The 21,725-nt window shown below is 41.2% G+C and carries 13 protein-coding genes; all 13 read left to right on the top strand.

The window, feature by feature from the left end:
• Nucleotides 1–109: 109 nt before the first annotated feature.
• Nucleotides 110–1,582 (top strand): TolC family protein, encoded by a 1,473-nt coding sequence (locus BSHG_RS06635; protein ID WP_005787747.1) that lies wholly within the window; start codon nt 110–112, stop codon nt 1,580–1,582.
• A 38-nt stretch (nt 1,583–1,620) separates the two neighbouring features.
• Nucleotides 1,621–2,871 carry an efflux RND transporter periplasmic adaptor subunit gene (locus BSHG_RS06630; RefSeq protein ID WP_005787749.1) on the top strand — a complete coding sequence of 417 codons (1,251 nt, stop codon included), beginning with the start codon at nt 1,621–1,623 and terminating at the stop codon, nt 2,869–2,871.
• 143 nt (nt 2,872–3,014) lie between these two features.
• The gene (locus BSHG_RS06625) at nt 3,015–5,438 is read left to right on the top strand and encodes an ABC transporter permease (protein ID WP_008660265.1); all 2,424 of its coding nucleotides are present in this window, start codon (nt 3,015–3,017) and stop codon (nt 5,436–5,438) included.
• A gap of 149 nt (nt 5,439–5,587) precedes the next feature.
• A complete protein-coding gene (locus BSHG_RS06620) occupies nt 5,588–7,933 on the top strand; it encodes an ABC transporter permease (RefSeq protein WP_008660266.1) in 2,346 nt (781 codons plus the stop codon).
• 16 nt (nt 7,934–7,949) lie between these two features.
• On the top strand, nt 7,950–10,277 hold the full coding sequence (locus BSHG_RS06615; RefSeq protein ID WP_008660267.1) for an ABC transporter permease: 2,328 nt from the start codon (nt 7,950–7,952) through the stop codon (nt 10,275–10,277).
• A gap of 14 nt (nt 10,278–10,291) precedes the next feature.
• Nucleotides 10,292–12,694, top strand: a complete 2,403-nt coding sequence (locus BSHG_RS06610) for an ABC transporter permease (protein WP_008660268.1) — start codon at nt 10,292–10,294, stop codon at nt 12,692–12,694.
• 193 nt (nt 12,695–12,887) lie between these two features.
• Nucleotides 12,888–15,116 (top strand): ABC transporter permease, encoded by a 2,229-nt coding sequence (locus BSHG_RS06605; protein ID WP_008660269.1) that lies wholly within the window; start codon nt 12,888–12,890, stop codon nt 15,114–15,116.
• Between the two features lie 10 nt (nt 15,117–15,126).
• The gene (locus BSHG_RS06600; RefSeq protein ID WP_008660271.1) at nt 15,127–17,463 is read left to right on the top strand and encodes an ABC transporter permease; all 2,337 of its coding nucleotides are present in this window, start codon (nt 15,127–15,129) and stop codon (nt 17,461–17,463) included.
• Nucleotides 17,464–17,491: 28 nt separating this feature from the next.
• Nucleotides 17,492–18,166, top strand: a complete 675-nt coding sequence (locus BSHG_RS06595) for an ABC transporter ATP-binding protein (RefSeq protein WP_005787762.1) — start codon at nt 17,492–17,494, stop codon at nt 18,164–18,166.
• A 170-nt stretch (nt 18,167–18,336) separates the two neighbouring features.
• Nucleotides 18,337–19,503: a TlpA disulfide reductase family protein gene (locus BSHG_RS23115; RefSeq protein WP_005787764.1), complete on the top strand. Its 1,167-nt coding sequence runs from the start codon at nt 18,337–18,339 to the stop codon at nt 19,501–19,503.
• A 133-nt stretch (nt 19,504–19,636) separates the two neighbouring features.
• The gene (locus tag BSHG_RS06585; protein WP_005787766.1) at nt 19,637–20,305 is read left to right on the top strand and encodes a CRISPR-associated endonuclease Cas6; all 669 of its coding nucleotides are present in this window, start codon (nt 19,637–19,639) and stop codon (nt 20,303–20,305) included.
• Nucleotides 20,306–20,322: 17 nt separating this feature from the next.
• Nucleotides 20,323–20,949 (top strand): NYN domain-containing protein, encoded by a 627-nt coding sequence (locus tag BSHG_RS06580; RefSeq protein ID WP_005787769.1) that lies wholly within the window; start codon nt 20,323–20,325, stop codon nt 20,947–20,949.
• Nucleotides 20,925–21,704 (top strand): hypothetical protein, encoded by a 780-nt coding sequence (locus tag BSHG_RS06575; RefSeq protein WP_005787771.1) that lies wholly within the window; start codon nt 20,925–20,927, stop codon nt 21,702–21,704. The genes BSHG_RS06580 and BSHG_RS06575 overlap by 25 nt, the downstream gene beginning before the upstream one ends.
• Nucleotides 21,705–21,725: the final 21 nt, after the last annotated feature.

Here is a 21,725-nt window from a genome sequence, read left to right on the forward strand (position 1 = left end):
GCGTATATGCACACGAAAGCAATAGGGAATAAAGATGCAAACTATTAATAAACAAAATATTACACGTATGGCACGGCTTTTGAATGGTTTATAGAAAAAGAAATGCACAATGAACTTGAAAACGATACTTATCATTGCCGGATGCAGTTATATCTTTCCGGCAACTGCACAGGAACGCACGATGGAGCTCTCGCTGGACGAAACCGTAAAGCTTGCCAAGCTTCAGTCACCCGACGCACAAACCGCACGCCACAGTTTCCGCTCAGCCTACTGGAACTATAAATATTACAGGGCGAACTATCTGCCTGCCTTGAGCCTGACCTCGGACCCGAACCTGAACCGGGCTATCAATAAGGTAACACTGGGAGACGGAACCGTGAAGTTTGTAGAACAAAACATGCTCAGCACCGACCTTACTCTGAATTTAACACAGAACATTCCATGGACCGGCGGTTCACTGTTTGTGGAAACGGCAGCACAACGAATGGATATCTTCAGCGACCACACGACAGCCTGGCAGACTTCACCTATTAATATAGGCTATCGTCAGTCGCTCTTCGGATATAACAGCCTGAAGTGGGATCGCCGCATCGAACCGGTCCGCTACCGGGAAGCAAAGAAATCGTATGTAGAAACACTGGAACTGGTAGCCACGCGTGCTACTCAAAAATTCTTTAACCTTGCCACCGCACAGAGCAATTACGAAACCGCCACTACCAATTACGCTAACGCAGACACACTCTATCAATATGCCCAGGGACGCTACAACATCGGTACCATCACCGAAAACGAAATGCTGCAACTGGAACTGAACAAACTGACCGAAGAAACCAACCGAATGAATGCCCGTATCGAGATGGACAACTGCATGCAGGAGCTACGCTCGTATCTGGGCATTCAGAGTGACGAGGAACTCAAGGTGAAAATCAACGACCACGTACCCGACTTCAGTGTAGAACTGCACGAAGCCTTATTACTGGCCAACGAAAACAGTCCGGAAATACAAAACATGATACGCCGGAAACTGGAGAGCGAAAGCAACGTGTCATACGCCCGTGCCAATGCCGGACTGAAAGCGGATATTTATCTGCGTTTCGGCCTGACACAAACTGCCGACAAGCTGGGAAGCGCCTACAAGAGGCCATTGGATCAGCAGTACGTCAGCCTGAGTGTAGCACTACCCATCCTCGACTGGGGACGGGGCAAGGGCAAAGTGCGCGTGGCACGCTCCAACCGCGACCTTGTGTACACACAGGTGGAACAAGACAAGACCGATTTCGAACTAAACATACGCAAACTGGTGAAACAATTTAATCTTCAGGCCCAGCGGGTCAGAATAGCCGCGCGAACCGATGAAACAGCTCAACGACGCAGCGACGTGGCCCGCAAACTTTATCTGCTGGGCAAGTCTACCATTCTCGATCTAAACGCTTCCATCACCGAGAAGGACCAGGCACGCCGCAACTACATAACGGCTCTTTACAACTACTGGAGTCTGTATTACACGTTGCGCAGCCTTACTCTTTTCGACTTTGAAGGCAAAACGCCGCTTACCGAGAATTATGACCTGCTGATAGACTGACCGGAATTATAAACTACAAATCGAAAAAACAAAATAATATGGATATTAAAATTGAAAAGAAACCCTGGTACATCCGCTATAAATTCTACATAGCCGGAGGAATTGCATTTGTCGCTTTCCTTGTTTACGTCATCATTCTGTCGGCCGGGCCGCGCAAGCTCCGCATCGAGTCGGAAAACATACAGATAGCCGAAGTCAAAGATGACAAGTTTATGGAATACGTCGATGTGGAAGGATTGATACAGCCTATTCTCACCATTAAAGTAAACACCCGTGAAGCGGGAAGCGTAGAGCGTATCATAGCCGAGGAAGGCAGTTTGCTCCAGAAAGGAGATACGATTCTGACCCTCTCGAATCCGGACTTGCTGCGTAGCATCGAAGACCAGCGGGACGACTGGGAGAAGCAACGCATCACTTATCAGGAGAAAGAAATCGAAATGGAACAGAAAAGCCTGAGCCTGAAACAACAGACGCTGGAAACCAATTACGAACTGGCACGCCTGAAAAAAAGTTTCACGTTGGACAAAGAAGAATTCCGCATGGGCATCAAGAGTAAAGCACAACTCGAAGTGTCGGAAGACGAATACAATTACAAGGTGAAGAATGCCGAACTGCAACGCGAAGGTCTTCGCCACGATTCGGCCGTGACCATCATCCGCAAAGATCTGATACGAACCGATATGGAGCGGGAGCGTAAGAAGTATGAACGGGCCACAGAGCGTCTGGGCAATCTGGTAGTGAAAGCACCCATCAGCGGACAGCTGAGCTTTGTGAAAGTTACTCCGGGACAGCAGGTGGGCTCCAGTGAAAGTATCGCCGAAATCAAAGTACTCGATCAATATAAGATTCATACTTCATTGAGCGAATACTACATCGACCGCATTACCACCGGACTGCCTGCTACTGTCAACTATCAGGGTAAAAAGTATCCGCTTCGCATCACAAAAGTTGTGCCCGAGGTAAAAGACCGCATGTTCGACGTCGATCTGGTCTTCACCGGCGAAATGCCCGATAACGTACGTGTAGGTAAGAGTTTCCGTGTCCAGATTGAATTGGGACAGCCTGAACAAGCCATCGTCATCCCACGCGGTAACTTCTATCAGGCCACCGGCGGACAGTGGATTTACAAAGCCAATGCATCTAAAACCAAAGCCGTACGTACGCCTATCACCATCGGACGCCAGAATCCGCAACAATATGAAATTACCGGAGGATTAGAGCCCGGAGATTATGTCGTTACAACAGGATATGATACCTTTGGCGAGGCAGAAGAATTAATACTTAAGTAATATAAAAATGAATCGAACTCACCACAGAATGGCACAGGGTTACACAGAGATAGTTCTCTCTTAATATCTTAATAAGCAAGAGGTTAAAACTCTTTCAGACTCTGTGTTACTCCGTGGTGAATCAAACTCAAAATCATACAAACATGAAAACCATAAGGCTGGCCTGGAAGGCTCTGGCACGTTTCAGAACATATACATTCATCAATATACTGGGCTTGGCCTTGAGTCTGGCTTGTGTACTTATCATCCTCCGGTATATCCATCAGGAGGTTACCGTAAATCATTTCTGCAAAGACCTTGAAAACACCTATCTGCTATATATCGAGTACGAAGATGGAAGGCGGACAATAAGCAGTAATGAAGATAGGAATAACGACCCCAACTTTATCGATCCGCTGAACGACCCGTCTGTCCTGAAAAGTACCCGATGGATTAACTTTCCGGAAGACAGGATTACAGTAGGGAAACAGATATATAATGTAAAAACCGTAGTGACCGACAGTGTGTTTCTGCAGATATTACCCTATCCGTCCGTGTCCGGCATTTCATCTCTGAAGTCTCCGAATGACGCCATCATCACCCGGCGATTGGCTGAAAGATTGTTTGGAAAAGAGAATCCTATTGGGAAAACAATGACTTACAGCACGGGGGACATCGTCACAGTTACGGGAGTAATAGGAGAGCCGACGACGAAAAGCTTTTTAGATTTCGACCTTATTATATCCGAACGATTGCAACATTCATGGTCGCGTTTAAGCAATAGTCTGGTACAACTGATACCCGGAACGGACTTTAAGAAACTGAACGTCAAGAACGAGAAGTTTATGAAGTTAAGGTGCCATATGGATGCACCGACCCGCCTGCAGTTCTTTCCATTAAAAGATTTCTATTTCGATAAGACTGTCCGCGTTTATAATAACAATATCCGGAAAGGCAACTACAATAATATCTTAGTACTTGCCGTTGTCACCATTGCTTTGTTGATAATCGGCTTGTTCAATTTCATCAACATCTATACGGTGATGATGCTCAAGCGTGCCAGAGAGTTTGGAGTCAAAAAAGTATATGGTGCCGGCGCAAAGGATGTATTCGCACAGATTTTCACTGAAAACTTTATCCTGACAGGCATGGCTCTATGCATATCCTGGTGCATTATCGAAATAACCGGTGGCATGATGGAACATGTGCTCCGGATACCGCAAACCTCCAATACGGAATTTAGTGCCACATTATCCGTAGGAATCCTGATTCTGTTGCCATTATTGACTTCTATTTATCCATTCATCAGATACAACTACGTTTCACCTTCCGTATCTATCCGTTCGGTAAATGCGGGAGGACATTCCATCGTATCCCGTGTGCTGTTTTTATTCGTTCAATACATCATCACCTTTGTACTTATTATTGTTTCCCTCTTTTTCACGAAGCAAGTCCGCTTCATGCTGTCTGCCGATCTGAACTATACCACCAAGGACATCATTCAATGTCAGTTATACGCCGAACGCTCTTCGTATGATATAAATATATCAGACGAAGAGTGGGAGAGACGGAAGCAGAGAGAGAAAAGTAATCTGGCCTACATCAAAGAAGAGATGGATCATTCCCCGCTCTTTATCCGTTGGGAATATGGAGAGAACCCGAATCAGCTGGATGACAATTATATCAATGTGCGGAATGCACAGCGGGACGAGTTCAAGCAAGTTATTTACAGCAGCCTGAGCAATAAATATATTGAACTGTTCGGCTTTCAGCTAAAAGAAGGCCGCCTATGGAATGATTCTGTCGACCAATGGACTGATTATAAAATGATCATCAACGAATCGGCCAAATCACTTCTGGAAATAGATAATATAGAAACAGCCCTGATTCAGCCTGAAAGGAGATTGTGGTGGTCCTTGTCAAAATCCGAAGAAATGAAGAAGAATCCTCCATATCAGGTTATCGGAGTGATCAAGGACTTCAAAATCGGCCATTTATCGAAAGCCACTCCTCCGCTCTTTATCGTTTACGAAGATCCGCGGGGCAGCTACAGAGACCGGTTGATGGCACAAATCGTTCCCGGAAAAAAGCAAGAAGCCATTGCCTTCCTGAAAAAGCTGCGCGATGAAATACTGGGCGAAGGTGAGTTTGAATACAGCTTTTTAGAAGACGAGATAGCGACCATGTATCAGGAAGACAAGCGAACTGCCGAGATATACTCCCTGTTCAGTATCATTGCCATTCTTATATCTTGCCTGGGACTGTTCGGATTGTCCATGTTCGACATCCGTCAGCGATATCGTGAAATAGCACTACGCAAGGTAAACGGCGCTACCCTGAAAGAGATCTATCCGCTTCTATTAAAGAAATACTCGATTATCCTGGGAATGGCATTCATCATTTCGGCACCTCTGTCCTGGTATATCATTTCGAAATATCTGGAAGGATTCGCCAACAAAGCTCCTATATCCTGGTGGCTGTTTGCAATTGCCGCCATAGTGACTGCTTTCATATCACTGGCCACTCTGATATGGCAAATACGGAAAGCTGCCAATATCAATCCGGCCAAAGTATTGAAAGGAGAGTAATAAATTTGTATTTTTGTGCGCATGCGCACTATGATCGTGCTAATTCACACAGTGTGTTTTAATATCACAAGCACATAAATAATAGTGTTTCAACAAGTTGGCTTTTTGGCATACTTCTTGAAACACTATTTGTAAAAACAAGAACCCGAATGATACGACATTATTTTAAAATCGCTTTCCGCAATCTGCTGAAATATAAAACCCAAAGTATTATCAGCATTATCGGACTAGCTGTAGGAATCACCTGCTTTGCCCTTGCTACACTATGGATACGCTACGAGATGACATACGACACCTTTCATCGGAGAGCCGACGACATCTACCTGGTAAGAGCACAACTCACAATCACAGACGGCACGCTCAGCAACTCAATGCCTTATCCGGCTATAGAGTATCTACGGAAGAACATATCTGAGATTGAAGATATATGTGGCATATCTCCGTTCAAAACCAATCTTCGATTCAAAGACAAGGGTGGGGATTTATTGGCCATTGAGGTGGACTCTGCGTTTATACGCATGTTTGATGTGCGTATCCTGCAAGGCAATGTCAATTTTCTAAAGAAAAAGAGCAACGAGATAGCCATAACCGAAGCGGTAGCGAAAGAATGGTTCGGCAACGAAAGTCCTCTTGGAAAAGAGATTGAGTTGGGAAGCCGGCCATGTAAAGTGTGTGCCGTTGTCAGCGGATGGTCGCAACATTCAAATCTTTCATACGGGGCCTTGCTTCCGGCACGCCACCATCCAAGCTGGCAAAGCAATTCAGCACAGATATTTGTCCGCATCTTGCCGGATACCGACAAATCAGCTCTTCAAAAAAGGATAAGCAGCCTCGATGCTTCCTCACAGGAGAAAGAGAGTACATTAGGTAAATTGAATTTTACCCCGATTACTTCGCTCCGCTATTCTGATTATCTGCAAAAAGACGAGATCGTTATTTCATTCAACTACATTCGCTATTTTGCAATGGCAGGAGTATTGGTCATTGTATGTTCATTATTCAATTATCTGACCCTGTTTGTCAGCCGTCTTCGAATGCGCGGTCGTGAACTGGGACTCCGAAAGGTTTGTGGATCTACCAACCGTTCGTTGTTCGCATTGCTATCTGTCGAATACCTGATTGTCTTGCTAGCCGGTTCTCTGCTGGGCATGGCTTTCATCGAGGCCTGCTTACCCCATTTCATAGAACTGGCTCAGATATCAGAAGCTACCCCGCTGTATACAGAAGTCATCATTTACATACTGGCAGTCATCGTTTTATCTTTCGGTATTTCACAAATTCCTCTATATTACTTCAGAAGCCGTACGTTACAGAGTAGTATTCGCAATAAAAAAGGAAGTCCCCAGCGCGGAATATTCCGCCGGCTCGGACTGATAGCACAATTGATCATCAGTCTGGGCTTCATCTTCTGCACCACTATCATGATGAAACAACTCTATTATCTGAAAAACACAGATCTGGGAATAGAACGCCACAATATAGGCAATGTTGCTGTCTGGATGAAAGGAGATATTAATGAATGGAGTTCTAAGATCGCCAATTTACCTATGGTGACTGAAGCTCTGCCTCCTCACTACTTCCCGATAGTCCCTACAGGACCTATGATGTATACAGATATTAACGGCTGGGACGGACTCAATGAAACCACTGATGAAACATATTCCGTCGGCCTGATACCTTCGGGCAAAGAGTTCTTCGACTTTTATGGATTGCAGTTGACAGAAGGGGAGTGGCTATCCGAAAAGAACTCTCCCGGAGATGTCATCATTAATGAAACGGCAGCACTGACGTTCGGATGGAGAAATCCAGTAGGAAAACAGTTCTACTCAGAATATGAACACAATCGGACATATTATACAGTAGTAGGAGTGGTGAAGGACTTCAGCTACCTGCCACCCACTATCGCTCCACGCCCTCTCGCCTTTGTCCGCACTGAAGAGCAGAAATATCTATGGTCTCGTGCCAGTATTCTTTTTAAGTTTACGGAAGGGAGCTGGGAGGCCTGCAAAGATACGATCCGGAAAATGAAAGAAGAAGATTTTCCCTCTTCGTTCTTGAGACTTTATAACGAGGAAGAGGAGTATAATAAATATCTGCGTTCCGAAAGTGCGTTGATGACCCTGTTGGGGATCGTTTCTATCGTATGCGTCATTATCTCTATTTTCGGCATCTTTTCGCAAGTAACTTTGTCGTGCGAACAAAGACGCAAAGAGATCGCTATCCGCAAAGTGAATGGAGCCACCATAGGAAGTATCCTGCAGATGTTCATCAAAGAATATTTCGTCCTTTTGCTTGTCGCGGCTCTTATAGCATTCCCGGCAAGCTATGGAATGATGAGAGTGTGGATAGAAAGTTACGTCAGACAAACTTCCACCCCATTTTGGATATATATCGTCCTGTTTGCAGGTATCGGTATCATCATCGTCATCAGTATCTTCTGGAGAGTGTGGAATGCAGCCAAACAAAATCCGGCGGAAGTAGTAAAAACAGAATAAAAAAGGATCTAATAATATGATACGACATTATTTGAAAATTGCATGTAGGAATTTGCTGAAATACAAGACTCAGAGTATCATCAGCATCCTAGGATTAGCTATCGGATTTACCTGTTTTGCGCTTGCTGTCTTATGGATACATTACGAAATGACATACGACACCTTCCATGAAGGTTTTGACCGTATTCATTTGGTGTATCAGAAATCGGCATTAAGTGACACAGGCGTTACAACAACAATTCCATATCCGGTATCCACTTCTTTAGAAAAGCAGTTTCCGGAAGTGGAAGATGCCTGCGGTTTTCTTTTTTATGAACAGGAAGTGACAGTAGACGATGGCGCTATCCGGCAACTGTATGAAATCAATGCAGACTCTTGCTTCATGCATATGTTCGGGATACAAGTACTCTCCGGCAGCCTTGATTTCCTGGAATCGGAAGAGCGGATAGCACTGACAGAGCATGCGGCCAAGGAACTTTTCGGTACGGAAAATCCGATCGGGAAGGAAATCAAACTGTATGGTGCCCCTAAAACCGTATGTGCGATCGTCAACGGATGGAACCGTCATACCAATTTACCTTTTTCTATTTTAACGGGAGGAATACGTCAATGGCATAATGCATGGTATCACGGAGGATTCCATGTATTTATAAAATTGCACAAAGAAGTAAATGCCGAAACTTTTCAGAAAAAACTGGAACAAACGAAACTCGAAGCAGACGGCAAGGGCGGCATACAGAATCTGATGGTTATGCCCATCAGTAAGTGCCACTATACTGTACTGGCCGACCAAAATGCCATCCAGTTCAGCTATATCCTATTCTTCTCGATTGTAGGCGGATTAGTTATTCTTTGTTCGCTGATCAACTACCTGTCTTTGTTTGTCAGCCGTTTACGGATGCGAAGCAGAGAATTGGCATTACGCAAAGTATGCGGTTCATCAGACCTCCATCTGTTCATCCTGCTTGTTACAGAATATCTGCTGATCTTGTTGGCCGCAGGACTTATGGGAATGGCCCTGATAGAATTGGTATTGTCTCCGTTCAAAGAATTGTCGGGAGTAAAAGAAGGAGATGTTTACTGGGAATCTTTTTTATACTTCGCCCTCGTCATCGGATGTTCTCTTGCCACATTCCTGCCTGTAACTTTCTACTTCAACAAACAAACGCTACAAAGTAACATACAGCAAAAGACCGTAAACAGATACGGGTATCTGGGACGTAAGATAAGCATTGTTTTTCAACTTTCTATCAGTATCTGCTTTATCTTCTGCATCAGTGTCATCATGAAGCAACTCTATTATCTCAGCACCACAGATATTGGTATAGAACGCAAAAATATAGCGACTCTAAGCATGTATCCGCAAAACAATCTATTGCCTGCCGCTGATAAAATAGAGCAGTTTCCTTATGTCACTCAGGTTCTGAAAGGACACTTTTCGCTGCTACCCAAAACTGCATCCATGGCTATGCACTTCAAGGATTGGGACGGAAAACAACCCGGAGATGCAGAGATCGATATGGAAGTACTGATGGAAAGTGAAGAGTTAGCACAGTTCTACGGCATCCGCCTTTTAAAAGGAAAGATGCTGAAAGAAGGAGAGAGGGATGCCGGCACTATTGTAATCAATGAGGCAGCGGCCAAAGCACTCGGATGGAATGATCCGATTGGGAAAAAACTAATCAGACCCAACGGAACAGGGACAACCGTTATCGGTTTGGTAAAAGACTTCCATACGACATCGCCTACCACTCCCATAAAACCTATCGCATTTATAGCCAAAGGCTTTTCCGGATTCGACCTGGGCAAAGGTGATGTACTGATAAAGTATAGAGAAGGCGAATGGCCCAAACTTAAAAAAGACATTGAACAGCTATGTCAGAAAGAATATCCGGAAAATAAAATCAGATTATCCAATATGGAGGAGACCTATGACAACTATCTCAAATCGGAGCAGACCCTTTTGAAACTACTGAGTCGTGTAGCTATTGTCTGTATTCTGATTGCTGTATTCGGAGTGTTCTCTTTAGTGACATTGGCATGCGAGCAACGGCGTAAAGAAATCGCTATCAGGAAAGTAAATGGTGCAACACTTGGCAACATCCTTTCGATATTTATAAAAGAGTACCTGATATTGTTACTCTGCGCCTCGTTCCTTGCTTTCCCGGTCAGCTACATGATCATGAAAGCATGGCTGGAGAATTATGTCGAACAAATCAGCATAGGCGTTTCGATGTATGTCACTATCTTTACGGGAATCGGTATCATCATAACCGCCTGTATCGGCTGGAGAGTATGGAAAGCCGCCCGTGAAAACCCGGCGGAAGTAGTAAAAACAGAATAAAAAAATCTAATAATATGATACAACATTATTTTAAAATTGCATGTAGAAACCTTTTAAAACATAAGGTACAGAATATCTTAAGCATTGTAGGCTTGTCTATCGGTTTTACAGCTTTCTTGTTAGGCGGGTATTGGCATCACTGGGAATATCATTTTGATAGTTTCCACCCTCAAAGTTCAAGGACTTATGCCTTGACTACCACCGGTATATTTAAAACAGCCGACGGATCTGTCGGAGAATTAAACCAGATACATCAGATGGTGGAAAAAGATCTGGTTACTTTCCCTGAAATAGCTAAAGTTTGCCATGTCAGCGAAGTAAAATACGAATTTGAGAAGGATACAAAAAGTTGGATCGGAATGAAAATAGACTCCACTTTCTTTGATATCTTTCAATGTAAACTGATCGAAGGGAGCTATTATAAAGTTCCATTTAACGTAAATCATGTGATTCTGACTCAAAAAATGGCCAACTTCTACTTTGGTGACAGTAGTTGCGTAGGGAAAGAGTTGAAAATCAACGACAAATTATCATATACCATTGCGGGAGTAATGGAAAATTATCCCCAAAACAGTGATTTCAAATTTGAATACCTGATTCTGGCCACTCCATCCCCCAATCAAGTCAAAAGAAATACGACTTATGTATGGTTACACCCTTCGGCCGATGCTGCACATCTAAGTAAAAAGATAGCAGCCTACAGAGTCAAAGAACCCGATACCAAATGGAGTAAATATTCTGAATGGCGCTTTCATTTGCGTCCGTTACCCGAAATTCATACCCGCTGCTCTCCTGAGCTGAAAGGCAGGCTCCAACATATCCGGATTTTGGCTACGGCGGGAATATTGGCCTTTGCCAGTGCATTAATGAATCTGCTTGTTCTATTCATTGGCCAGCAACAACGAAAAGCGCGCTATAATGCCACTTTTTCCACTCTTGGTGCTTCCATCTACAGTTTGATAGGGAAAAACTTACTTGAATTGACCCTCCCCCTGTTCATAGCATTTTTGCTTTCAATGGCATTTATCGAATTCCTGTTTCCGTTTTATAAGGATTACACCAGTTTGGTAGCAGAGAGCAGTAGCTATTATAATGGAGTCATCCAGAGTATCACCCGGCAAGAAGTACTGAAAGCATCCTATTGGATTTATCCGTTATGCTGCCTGATATTTCTGGTTTTAAGTACGGTTCCCATCGTCGGTCTGCTGAAACGAAACAGTCGGGGAACTTCGCTGGCACTTAGAAACGGATTGATAATCGGACAAATCTTCATCGGCTCTTTATTCCTCCTGACTTCTTGCATGTTCTACAGTCAGTACCGATTCATGAGCCGTACAGACAAAGGACTGGTCACCGATCACATCTGGCAGATCGACCTCGGATTCGATGCAACCTACAATACTGATTGTACCCCTTTTATAGAAGCACTAAAACAAAACTCAGCCATCGATGACGTAACGGCCCTGACACAGCCTCTCCTTGTTTTAAGAGGAGAGTGGTATTGCAGTTTTATCACTCAATTTCCCATAGAGGGACGTAATAATGTAGATGAAGCAACAGAAGATAATTGCATCGTTGTGCAAAAGAATTTCCTTTCCTTTTTCGGAATGAAGATGAAAGAAGGAGAATGGATACAGGATCAGGGGACAAGAGATATAGTTATCAACGAAACCGGTGCCCGCGAACTCAACATTCCTTCACTGACAGGACGTCTTATACTCAGTGATGACGAAGATTCGGAGAATCATGCAGTACCCACCAGAATCAGCGGTATTTTACGTGATTTCTACTACTGTCCGATGCAGTACCCGCTGTCGAAGGTCTTCTTTATGTATCAAAACAATGCTGATGCAGCAAGGGGGTACAATGGATTCAGGTATTTCTATATAAAGGTACATCCGGATAATGAAAAACAAGCACTGCAATACGCCAGGAGAATCTATTCTCAATACAGCAAAAAAGAAATCTCCGAGGATATGCAGATCATTCAACTTTCCACCTTAATGGAACTGTTCAATCGTCCGGAAAAGACGATGTTCCGTATCTTCCTGTTATTGGCAGTACTCTGTATCCTGATTTCTTCTTTCGGCGTTTTCTTCCTGGTATCGCTCTCTACCGAACAGCGTAAAAAAGAAATAGCCATCCGAAAGGTAAACGGAGCACAATTTTCAGATATCCTATACTTATTTCTGAAAGAATATTTATGGCTGACACTGGTCAGTAACGCAATTGCTCTGCCTTTAGGATATTTATTTATCAAAAGGTGGTTGGAAACCTATGCGTACCATACTGATATTCACGGATGGCTGTTTGTATGTGTATTCCTCTTCACCTGCATCATCGTTATTCTCTCGGTCATGCGACAAGTGGTAGTAGCTGCCAAAATCAATCCGGCGGAGTCGGTGAAAAGTGAATAAATGATTGCAGTGCGTATTCGCACTGCAATCGTGCAATATCACACAGAAACAGAGATAACAGAGAGATCCTAACAATCAAAGATACAATCATTTAGCAGTTTGGCATATTTATTGAAACTATAAAAGAGAAGTTTAACGGTAAAACACACGGTATTTACACAACAATAATTAAAACGAAGAAATCAATATATCTATGATACTACATTATTTAAAGATTGTTTTCAGGCAGATGGCTAAACGCAAAGCACAAACTGCTATATCTATATTGGGAATCACTGCCGGTTTGCTCTGTTTCAGTGTATGCAACTATTATAATCGTATTTTCAGTACAGGTAACAAGGATTTGGCAACTTACGAAAATCAAGCAGAAATATGCATAAAAGAAAGATCTTACCAAGTAAATATTCCGATAGAGGATTTTGAAAAGAAAATAGGTAAAGACAAATTTGAAGCAGTTGCTTTTTATGTAAATTCTTCATCTACAATCACATTAGATGAAACGGTATATTGTAAAGTGGACAAAACAGAATGTAATGCTGATTATTTCAAAGTATTTCCTACAGAATGTATAGACGGCTCCTTAAAACAGTTTGGTATTTCGGGTAACGAAGCTGTAGTAACGACTGAGTTTGTCAAACAATTCTGTGGAGGCGTCCCGCCGCTGGGAAAAACGATCCTTGACCAGAGAGGCAAAATACATACCATTATTGCCGTTATCAAGCCCTATCCGGCAGGGATGAATAATTATCACAGCAGCTACGATGTTTTTCTTCCACTACCTGAAAATGCTTCATTTGGGATACACAAACTACTGCTCAAACGCCCGGAAGATGCCGAACACATTTCACAATTACTGCCTAAATTGGGACTTTTTCCCAACCATCCGGAATGGATACCACAAATAGTGCTGGATAGCCAGACAGAACATAAGGCAGGCGCTGAATTATGGGTGGCTATTTTGGGGCTATTGGTTTTATTGGTAGGCATGATCAACTATTTCTCATTCAGTATAGGAGCATTTGCCAACCGTTACAAAGAGATCAGTCTACGTAATACGCTGGGTTCTACTTACTGGGGACTTTTCATATTGCTATTCCTTGAACAGGCTGTCATCATCCTGATCTGTGGAATAATTACCCTGGCCATTACTGAGAGCTTGCTACCTTGGTTTATAAGTACATTTTCTAATGAAATACAAAGAAACTTATACATAGATACACATCGATTGTGGGTTTATGAATGTCAATATATAGGAGGCTTGTTGCTTATCAGCTTACTGATCTCATTCATCTCTTCCTGGCACATTGCCCATAAGACAATAGCGCAAGGATTGAGGGGGGGGACAACTACCGGACAACGTCACATAATCCGTAACACGTTACTGAGCGTCCAGCTACTCTTCTCTTTTCTATTCATTGTAGGTACAGTCGGCATCCGTATGCAAATGAAAGAATACGATCTCTCAGCCAATCCCAATCTGAGCACAGAGGTAAAAAAAGAAATTATGGTAGTAAATATAGGCAGATACGATCGTATTCGAGAGCATCAACCGGAACTGATAAACTTCCTGCGCTCACGCCGTTGGAATGCCGAAACAGCCTACACTAACAGGGATTACAGCCAAGAGTATGGATTTACCGAACTCTGCTTCGTTTCGGATGATTTTTTTAATTTAATGAACATCAAATGCCATCACAAACCGGGAGAACCTTTTTGTTACGTAAACGAACAATTATACCAAACTTTGCAAGCTGATTCTACCTCCGAGTCTTTTCGCTTTCAAAACCAAGTATATCCGGTTAAAGGTTTAGTCCATATAGGTCCCGATTCTCCAAGTGCAAAGCAATTGGCTCTTTTACCACTTTCTGCCATGAATGACGAAATCGGGAAAATATATATACGATTGGTCCTTGATGCTCCTCGCAAGGAAGTAAAAGCAGAAATGAGCAAGGAGATGAATCAATATCTACCACAGAACGAACCTTTCGAGTTCATCAGTTTATATGAGGAACAAACCGGATTAGGAACTATCTCGGTGATGTGGCTGTTCGTTGTCTGCTCTTCCATTTGCTTAGTGATTACGGTACTTGGCGTTTATGGAGCTATCAGCATTGACACTATCCGTAAACAAAAAGAAGTTGCCATCCGTAAAATTAATGGTGCACGTTTACCGGACATCTATTGGTTGTTTGCTAAAAATTACCTGATTTTATTTTTAATAGCTTCGGTAATAGGAGGTTTAATTAGCCTCTTCGTCATGGTCATCGGCAGCCAGCATCGAGTCATATTGTTTGATTATGCCGATCCATGGCTTTGGATGGGTCCCCTCATGCTATTAATAGGCATAATAACAGCTACAATCAGCTGGCAGATATATTATATTGCACGGACTAATCCGGCAGAAGTAATTAAAAACGAATAAATCAGAGAAAATGAACTATATGATACAGCATTATCTCAAAACAGCAATACGCAACCTGCTGAAGTATAAGACACACAGCATTATTTCTGCCATTTGTCTTTCCGTTGGTATGACTTGTTTCAGCATCATCCACTTTTTTATCAATGAAATAGATGGAGCATCACGTAACATGCCCAATTTCGAACAAAGGATTTCAATCCGGATGATCAATTCCAACCATGAAGTAGGAGGATGGGGGTGGAGTCTCAATTCTTCTGAGATCCAGACCCTGACAGAACATCCCATACCGGGTATTAAGCAAATCTGCTTCCACTCTTTCCAAAGAGAAGCCGAAGTTGTATTCATCAATAGGGAGCAGGAAGAAAAGCCTTACATTATTTCATATATGGATACTGATCCTAATTTCTTTTCACATTATAATGCATCCTTCTTATATGGCAATGTTCTTCCCACAACTCCGGAAGAAGTTGTGTTGTCCGAAAGTTGTGCCCGTAAAGTATACGGAAAGAGCAACCCGGTAGGCACATTACTGAAAATAGTCAAGTTGAAGGAAAGCGAAAAAGATAAAAGCACATACTATAAAGTTGTCAATGTTATCAGGAATCTTCCCAAAACACTAAATGTTGAAACAGATATCTATTTCTCTCATTTGAGAGAAGAGAACAGACAACAAGGATACATCACAGAAGGTACACTGGAAACAGCAGACGGATTGAATAAAGCCAATGAAAGCCTAAAGGGGATAACAACTCTTCATAATAATGAAATGGCATATTTCATTGCGAACAAAGAAGCTGACTCGTATCACGATCCGCAGCGAATGATAGGCATAGCATTCATTACCTTCTTATCCTCTCTGATTCTGTTATCGGGTATGATAAACTTTCTAAAGTTCATCATACAGTCATTCTACAACCGTAATCGTGAACTGGCCCTGCGGAAAAGTCTGGGTGCCAGCCCCAAAAGTTTATTTGCCCTTCTATTCACCGAAGCTTTCTGGATGCTGACATTTTCTTTATTGCTCTCGCTGGTCTTATCCGAATGTACCTGTTTACTACTGACAACCTATATTCCGCCCAAAGAAATGATTCCAATAGATATCCAAACTCTATATGGCATTCAAGTTAAACTTTATATAGGGCTGTTACTGATCTGCACCCTTGTAATGCTATATCCCATCCAGCGTTTGCAACGGTCCGGTCTTGCCAGGCACATGAAAACTAACAGCCACCGGCACCTCTTTCGCAACATCATGATGTGCGTACAGCTATGTGTATGTATCTTTTTTCTGGGTATGAGTATCGCTATACATTTATTCAATAGTGTAGGAAGCGTTTTGTACCTTCCTCTATCAGACAAAGAAACAAATTCCACGCTTTGCCTTGAAATGAATAGTGTTACTCTCGGCAAAAATAAAGATGCGATTTTATCACAAATAAAGATGTTGCCGGGAGTGGAAAATATCAGTTCAGCTTTGATGAGCGGCAACTATAATTCGTTTCTGACCAGTGACTATGAGTCTGCCGATCACCGTACTCTCACTATCAGAGTCAGACAAGGAGATCCCAGTTACTTCCAGTTCTTCCGGATTCCTTTCCGGGGAGAGATCGTCGAACCTCATACAAGTAACGTGGTTTACATCAGCGAAGCCTTTCAAAAGCAGTTGGAAAATGATTCTGTAAGCGGAAATGTAAAATTAGGTAAAGAGAACTATCGGATAGCAGGTACATACAAGGCTTGTTACGGGGAGAACATTTCAGAACACAATCAATACAATATTTCTGTTTTCTTCCCGACTGAAGAGGCATCCGTAATTTATATCCGTTTTCGTGACGATATCAGTTTTGGTAAAGCCAAATCAGAAATAGAAAGGGTATGCCGTAATTACGTCCCAGAGTCATTGCCACTCGATATACAACGACTGGATATAAGAAGAAGTACAACACAAGGTATCAGAGACCTGATGGGCGATGCCTCACTGCTATTAGGCATCATAAGTGCTCTTCTGGTTATACTGAGCATATACTCAGCTATCTCTATGGACACAGTCAGCCGGCAGAAAGAAGTTGCTATTCGCAAAATAAACGGTGCAACTCCGAAAGTAATTGCTTTGATGTTCGGAAAAGCATATATAATCCAATTCATACTGGCCTATACCATCACTTATCCATTATTAAGGTTGCTTGTGATAGACATAACCAAGGATAGCCCGATCAGCAGTATTACCGGATTTACATGGGGGATTTACCTCTTCATTCTGATAGGTTTACTTATCTTTGTAACAACAGCCTATAAAATCTACAGAATCATGCATCTCAATCCGGCAGAAATAATAAAAAACGAATAATAATATAAACTCTTAAAAAATTACGATTATGATTAAGACAATCAATTTGCAAAAAATCTTCAAGACCGAAGAAGTTGAAACATGGGCATTAAATAACGTCAGCGTAGAGGTAAAAGAGGGCGAATTTGTCGCCATCATGGGACCTTCCGGTTGTGGAAAATCTACTCTTCTCAATATTCTCGGTTTACTGGATAATCCTACAGGAGGAGAGTATTATCTGAACGGAAAAGAAGTATCCAAATATACAGAATCGCAGCGCACCAATCTCCGCAAAGGAGTTATTGGCTTTGTATTCCAAAGTTTCAATCTGATTGATGAACTGAATGTATATGAAAATATTGAATTGCCCTTACTCTACATGGGTATTCCGGCCTCTGAACGTAAACAACGAGTGGAAAAAGCAATGGAGCGCATGGCCATTACCCATAGAAGCAAGCATTTTCCACAACAGCTTTCCGGAGGTCAACAACAACGTGTTGCCATTGCCCGCGCCGTAGTAGCCAACCCTAAACTGATTCTTGCCGATGAACCTACCGGTAATCTTGACTCTAAAAATGGTAAAGAGGTTATGGGACTATTGAGCGAATTGAATAAGGAAGGCACTACCATCGTTATGGTAACTCACTCTCAGCATGATGCAGGTTTCGCAGACCGGGTAATTAATTTATTCGATGGTCAAGTTGTAACAGAAGTTACTATTTAACACTCCTCAGACAGAATTACTCAGATTAACACGGATACGCAATTAAAAGAGATGTACCCGGTAAATCTGAGTAATTCTTGATTCATTTTACTTCTTGACACATTTGCATAATTGAGTGCTATATTCATGCAAATGACTTCCATATCACCTTTTACAAATTTGCATTGAATATGAAAACACAATTCTTCACATTGTTCTTCACCATTATATGTTTATCACTCCAAGCACAACAACCCTGTATTATTGAAGGAAACATCAATGGGATTCCTGATGGGACCGTTATCAGTTTGATGCGTCAACAGGGAACAGGTATGAAACGAATTGCCAACGATACAATCGATAATGGAAAGTTTAAGTTCATTATACATACTCTTAATAATCAGACTGAAGCTTTGAGAATAGTAAGTAAAGGAGAAGGCTTTCCCAATACATGGCTGGACGTATATGCCTCTCCGGGAGAAACGGTATCCATCATCGGCAGTGATAAACTACTCCGTACATGGAATATAGTAAGTAACATCAAAGAGCAGCAAGAAGAAAATCAATACACAAATGAGGGTTTCCGCAATTTGACAGACCAAAGACAACGATTACAAGCTTTATCATCAGATATGTGGAAAAAGATAGCTATATCGGATTCACCTAAAGAGAAAATACAAATGACGGACAGCATCCAAAATATACTGTATCCCCAACTAGACTCCCTCGAGCTGTTACTGTCCAAAGAAGAAATCAATTTAATGAAGAATCTTCCTGTTACCTCTATTTGGCTAGATCATTTGGAAGCATTAAGCCGTCAATCTGTCTATCTAAAAGGCTTTCCTATCTCAGAAGCTCAAGTATTGTATCAGCAACTAACATCAACACAACGCAACTCACAAATAGGAAAAAAGATAGAAGCTTGTTTAACGCCTACAAAAGCTAAGATAGGTGATGACATGCCGGATACCGAGCTGTCAAATATCGATGGAAACCACCACCGTCTATCCGATTATAAAGGAAAATACCTTTTACTTGATTTTTGGAGCAGAAGTTGTGGACACTGTATTGAATCACTTCCTGAGATGGAAATCTTATCCGATATGTGGAAAGAAAAAGTAACTTTTATCGGTATAAATATTGATGATGAGAAATCATGGAAAGAATTCTCTCAAAGAAAGAATATCAAATGGATCGACCTAAATGATCCCAAAGGGGCATTCGGATTGTATATCCGTTACAAAGCAAATGGCACTCCCTTTTATGTACTTGTAACGCCTGATGGAAAAATTACTGATATTTGGTACGGATATAATAAAGATAGCCTCTCCGAAAGACTGAAACAAGGGATAAAATAAGATATGTCACGGTATACCGTGACAAGAATCGTCCCCATGTAAAAAAGCAAGAAAATAAACATCGATTTTCTTGCTTTTCTGCTTTTTATTACCGAATATTGCTATCATTACAACCATAACAATTACAAATGATATGAAAAACACACATGTACTTCTTATAAAATTTAAAAATAAAATATCTGATGATGAAGTTCAATTCTTTAGAAGTTCAATTATACAAAAACTGGGTGACCAGCCAGATATATTATACCACAATCATGTAGAGAAAAATAAATATCGCTACTCTTATCCCTTAATACAATACAAGAATATCGAACAACAAGCAACAATCGTATGTATTGATCAAGGAACAAAAGCAATTGAGAAATTCTTTTCACAATGTGATTTCAACTTTCAACTGGGAAATAGAAAAGTCAATATGAAGTTTGCCTCTGTAACTCCTTACAAACTATTGATTGAACGACAATCAAAAATGATAAATTATCATATTCATAACTGGTTGCCTTTAAATTCGGATAACTACAAAAAGTATCAAAATATTAGCATTCTTTCAGAAAGAATTAATTTTCTGGAAAAGATTTTGATAGGTAATATATTATCATTTACAAAAGGAGTCAATTATTTTATTGACTTTCCACTACAATGTAAACTCCTTCAACTTAGTTTTGCCAAACTAATATCTAATAAAAATATTAAATTAATGTCGTTTGATGCAGATTTCCAATGTAATCTAAATCTTCCGGATTATATTGGAATAGGCAAACATACAAGCATTGGATATGGTACGATAACTCGAAACTAATACAAAAAAGACCAAAAATGATTGAATCTATCACATCAATAGGAATATTCATTGACGGAGGATATTTCACAAAAATAAATCAGGCTCTTGAGGAAAAATTGTCACTGAATATCGACATAACCTTTTTCTTTAAATTTATAAAAGAGAAAATAGCCTATGAATATAATTTAAACACTGAATTCTGTCAAATAACAGAAAGTCATTATTTCCGTGGACGGTACCGTGTTAACGATGCTAATAACAAACATTTGTTATTCAGTGAACGTAAGTTTGAAGATTCACTAATTGAAAATGATGTCATTTTTCATTACAAGCATTTACGTGAAATACAAAAGGAAGGTGAAATTAACGTTATAGAGAAAGGCATTGATGTATGGTTCGCTCTTGAAGCATACGAGTTATCACTCTTTCGAAAATTTGATTTTGTTATTCTGATTACAGGTGACGCCGATCACGAAATGTTAATAAAAAAATTAAAAGCTCTCAAAATCCATACAATTCTTTTAACATGGGATTTATCTCCAGAATCTGCAACTGCACGGCTGTTGCGGGAAGAAGCATGTAAACATATAGAATTAAGTGAAATCGCTATAGAAGATAAGGATCTAATAAAAAAGATATGCAGAAGCAAGCAAAAGAGATAAAAAAACATCTTTTCCTTTTGGGAGGACATGATTTAGAGATGCAAACTATAGTCCAGATATTGACAGATAGAAACGTCATATTCAAGGACCGTTATTTACAATGGGATAATGCGTTATTAAGTCAATACGAAGAAGAGATACAACAATATGGTAATAAAGAGCCGTTTATTATCTATGGTGTAGAATTGAAAGAGGACATCACGCCCCCCACTAACTATATTCGAATTGATCACCATAATGAATATGCTACCTATCCTTCGGCATTGGAACAAGTAGCTTCTATTCTTGATCACCCTCTCAATCGATATCAGACATTAGTTGCAGCAAATGATAAGGCTTATATTCCAGGAATGTTAGAAATAGGAGCCAGTCATGAAGAAATAAATCTAATCAGACAAGAGGATCGAAAAGCACAGGGAGTAATAGAGGATGACGAAAAGTTGGCTCAAGAAGCAATTACAAACGGAACAGAAAAAATTGGTAGTTTATATGTTGTGTTCACTACAGCGAACAAATTTTCACCCATATGTGACAGATTATATCCTTATGAAAAATTACTAATCTACACTCCGAATGAGTTAATATATTATGGAAAAGGGATAAATTCTATCCAGAAGATATTAAAGCGATACACCCCAATAAGTAATATCTTTTGGGGAGGCGGTATTAATGGATTTATCGGAACCGTACGCAACCGCCTAACAACAAATGAAATACTTAACATAGTCGAACAGATAAAACTATTAGAATTATGATATATAGTTATCACATATTTT

It is taken from the genome of Bacteroides sp. 3_2_5 (genome assembly GCF_000159855.2).
In the GTDB taxonomy this organism is placed as follows: Bacteria; Bacteroidota; Bacteroidia; order Bacteroidales; family Bacteroidaceae; genus Bacteroides; species Bacteroides fragilis.

What these genes read in the sequence shown, in the direction of transcription:
- BSHG_RS06595 (WP_005787762.1), top strand. Translation starts at nt 17,492, where the DNA reads ATGATTAAGACAATCAATTTGCAAAAAATCTTCAAGACCGAAGAAGTT.
- BSHG_RS06575 (WP_005787771.1), top strand. Translation starts at nt 20,925, where the DNA reads ATGCAGAAGCAAGCAAAAGAGATAAAAAAACATCTTTTCCTTTTGGGA.
- BSHG_RS06615 (WP_008660267.1), top strand. Translation starts at nt 7,950, where the DNA reads ATGATACGACATTATTTGAAAATTGCATGTAGGAATTTGCTGAAATAC.
- BSHG_RS06610 (WP_008660268.1), top strand. Translation starts at nt 10,292, where the DNA reads ATGATACAACATTATTTTAAAATTGCATGTAGAAACCTTTTAAAACAT.
- BSHG_RS06630 (WP_005787749.1), top strand. Translation starts at nt 1,621, where the DNA reads ATGGATATTAAAATTGAAAAGAAACCCTGGTACATCCGCTATAAATTC.
- BSHG_RS06605 (WP_008660269.1), top strand. Translation starts at nt 12,888, where the DNA reads ATGATACTACATTATTTAAAGATTGTTTTCAGGCAGATGGCTAAACGC.
- BSHG_RS06600 (WP_008660271.1), top strand. Translation starts at nt 15,127, where the DNA reads ATGAACTATATGATACAGCATTATCTCAAAACAGCAATACGCAACCTG.
- BSHG_RS06625 (WP_008660265.1), top strand. Translation starts at nt 3,015, where the DNA reads ATGAAAACCATAAGGCTGGCCTGGAAGGCTCTGGCACGTTTCAGAACA.
- BSHG_RS06635 (WP_005787747.1), top strand. Translation starts at nt 110, where the DNA reads ATGAACTTGAAAACGATACTTATCATTGCCGGATGCAGTTATATCTTT.
- BSHG_RS06580 (WP_005787769.1), top strand. Translation starts at nt 20,323, where the DNA reads ATGATTGAATCTATCACATCAATAGGAATATTCATTGACGGAGGATAT.
- BSHG_RS06620 (WP_008660266.1), top strand. Translation starts at nt 5,588, where the DNA reads ATGATACGACATTATTTTAAAATCGCTTTCCGCAATCTGCTGAAATAT.
- BSHG_RS06585 (WP_005787766.1), top strand. Translation starts at nt 19,637, where the DNA reads ATGAAAAACACACATGTACTTCTTATAAAATTTAAAAATAAAATATCT.
- BSHG_RS23115 (WP_005787764.1), top strand. Translation starts at nt 18,337, where the DNA reads ATGAAAACACAATTCTTCACATTGTTCTTCACCATTATATGTTTATCA.